This window comes from Clostridia bacterium, assembly GCA_014360065.1.
Lineage (GTDB): Bacteria > Bacillota > DSM-521 > Neomoorellales > JACIYF01 > JACIYF01.
This window is the reverse complement of record JACIYF010000059.1, coordinates 1-2818: the sequence shown is the minus strand read 5'-3', so window position 1 is coordinate 2818 and position 2818 is coordinate 1. Positions and strand designations below refer to the sequence as shown.

The 2818-nt window shown below is 52.2% G+C and carries 2 protein-coding genes and 1 pseudogene (1 of these 3 cut by a window edge); all 3 read left to right on the top strand.

The genetic code is table 11. From position 1 onward, the window contains the following. A pseudogene (locus H5U02_09390) lies at window positions 1–544 on the top strand (GntR family transcriptional regulator); it begins 407 nt to the left of the window's first position. Between the two features lie 66 nt (window positions 545–610). Further along, complete coding sequence (locus H5U02_09385; GenBank protein ID MBC7342641.1) at window positions 611–1360, top strand: SIS domain-containing protein; 750 nt, start codon at window positions 611–613, stop codon at window positions 1358–1360. Window positions 1361–1463: 103 nt separating this feature from the next. Next, window positions 1464–2765 (top strand): cytosine permease, encoded by a 1302-nt coding sequence (locus tag H5U02_09380; GenBank protein MBC7342640.1) that lies wholly within the window; start codon window positions 1464–1466, stop codon window positions 2763–2765. Window positions 2766–2818 lie beyond the last annotated feature (53 nt).

Here is a 2818-nt window from a genome sequence, read left to right as displayed (position 1 = left end):
GGGGAAGCCGGGCTACCACCAGGCAGTTGAGCAGGCGGCCCGGGTCCCCCTGAAGACCGCCCAGGCCTGCCTGGATGCCCTTGGGCTTTCCCTGGCGGTGCTGGAAAAGGAAGTTGTGGTTGCTAAGGAAGAGGTGGTGCGAGCCCTAGCCATTCCCGAGCAGTCCCTAGTTTATAAGCTTAGGCGCCTGCGCCTTGCCGACGGAGAGGTAATGGGTCTGCAGACGGCTTTTGTTTCTACTGACCTCTGCCCCAATCTATTAGAAGAAATCAATCATGACGTTTCCCTTTACATGATTTTTAGGGAAAAGTATGGGCTTGTTCCCTATCGAGCTTCTGAAACCTACAATGCCATCTTGTTGAGTGCCTATGAGGCTAGCCTGCTCCAAGTGCCGGAAGGCTCAGCCGCGCTCCTGGTCAGTCGTACGGCCTACCTGAAGGATGGTCGACCTTTGGAGCATGTAATCTCTTTCCTCAGAGGAGACCGCTATACCCTTTACGTAGAACTGTCCTCCCAAGGGGAAAACCGGGAGGTGAAAGTTTAGAGCAAGGGCCAGGCCTAGTTGTTTTTAGCTTAGGCACTTACGTAGCTAGTAAAGGAGGTCGGAGATTTGGGCGCAGTTGATTATCTAGCCAAGATCACCCAAATAATCGAGAAGATTCGCGATAGCGAAAGCCAGCACATTAAGGAAGCAGCTGGGTTGATGGCTGAGGCCATTGCTGGGGGAGGCTGGGTTTACGTTTTTGGAAGCGGGCACTCAGTGATTCCTGCTATGGACATCTTCCCGCGTTACGGCAGTTTTGTGGGCTTTCGGCCGCTCATGGACCCACGCCTAATGTGGTTCAACGTAATCGGACCTGGCGGAGCTCCCGAGCTTTTGTGGATCGAAAGGCAGGAGGGGTATATTGCCAATTTCCTTAATGCCTTTGATTTTAGAGAAGGAGAGGTGATGCTAGTATTCTCCCATGGCGGGCTCAATGCGGCACCCGTTGAAGCAGCCCTTTATGCCAAGGAGCGCGGGCTTAAGGTGGTAGCTGTCACTTCCCGCCAGAACTACCTGGAGGCTGAGGCTACTCACTCCTCGGGCAAGAAGCTGGGCGACCTGGCCGATGTGCTGATCGATAACTGCGTGCCCTTGGAGGACGCCCTGGTAGAAATTCCAGGACTAAAAGAGAAGGTAGGCGCAGGCTCCACGGTGGCCGTTACTGCTATTGCTACTGCCTTGGTAGCAGGTACGGCTCGTGCTCTGGCCAAGCGAGGGTATAAGATGAACGTATTTGTTTCTCCAAATGTCTCTACAGTTACCCCTGAGCATAATCAAGAGGTCTTTAAGGAATATTGGCGGCGAACAAAGCGATAAGCAGGGACCAATGTCGTAATGGCTTCGCTGAGCATGTTGTGCTACTTATATACTACTCGTCATCTTAGCTTATGAGGTCGAACTAAAGGGGGGTTAAGAGGGTATGGCAGCAAATGAGAGGGCATATCTAGAAGGTACGCACGACTATGAGCTATCCCGTGTACCCATGAGCTTGAGAAGGGGTCTTTACTCGGTGGTTGCCGTAATCTACTGCTGGGTAATCAATCCGGCGCCAGCTCTTACCGGGGCTTCAATCGCGGATAAGCTTTACCTGAGCCAAGCCTTATTGGCTATTATTCTCGGCAGCATAGTAGTAGGCGCTTATTCCATACCAGTAGGACTAGCCGGCACTCGGGAGGGGTATTCTACTGCTTTACTAGCTCGGCTGGCCTTTGGTGAGCGGGGGAGTGACCTGATTGCCGCTATTGTAGGCTTTGCCAATCTTATTTTCTATGGGGTTGTCATAGGCATCTTTGTGGCCTCTCTGGAGTCGCTTTTGGGCTTGGAACCTAAGACCCTGATGGTTTGGGGTGGTATCGTCTTTGCTTGCGTAATGGCATCCAGTGCCTACTTTGGATACCGGGGCCTGGATATCCTCAGCAAGGTGACTATGCCTATTATGCTGGTCCTTTTTTCCTATGCAGCCATCCGGGCGGTGGTCTCTGGTGGTGGGTGGGCTGCGCTGGCAGCCATGGCGCCCAAAGAGACCATTCCCCTCAGTAAAGGTATTTCAGCTACTATTGGCATATTCATTGTCGGTGCGACGCTTACCCCGGACATTACCCGCTATGCGCGCAGCGCTGCTCACTCGGTCTGGGGCTCAATCCTCGGCTTTGCTTTAGGACTGGGCCTAATTACCTCCCTTGGAGCTATAGGTGCCAAGGGAGCAGGTACTGGGGACCTGGTACTCATTCTAGTTAACGCTGGTTTGAAATGGATCGGGTTGTTCCTGCTCTTGATCTCCTCCTGGGCCGCTGGAGACAACAACGTCTATAGCGCGGACCTAGCTATGTCAAAACTTTTCCGCCGGCCCGCCCATTATTTTACCATCATTACGGTAATTGTGGGAGCTGTCACTGCGGCTACGGGGATTTACTATAACTTGTTAGCTTACCTCGGGATTATAGCTCTTACCATTCCTCCGGTTGGTGGCATCATTGCCGTGGATTACTTCCTCATTCGTAAGCGCCATTTAGTGAAGGATCCTCTTGGTACCGAACCTAGGCTGTTGAAGGTGAATTGGGTAGCGATACTATCTTGGGTTGTTGCCGTAGTGGTGGACTATTTGACTGCAGTGGTTGGACACTTTGGAGTTTCGGGACTCAACGGCCTCATTGTTGGAACCGTAGTGTTCTATGTAGGAGCCTTGGCTACTGGTCAGCACCTGCAACTGAGGGAAGTATAACGGCATAGCATTAGCCAAACTTTGGTCTATACAAATGAAGAAGTTGCCATGAA

What these genes read in the sequence shown, in the direction of transcription:
- H5U02_09380 (MBC7342640.1), top strand. Translation starts at nt 1,464, where the DNA reads ATGGCAGCAAATGAGAGGGCATATCTAGAAGGTACGCACGACTATGAG.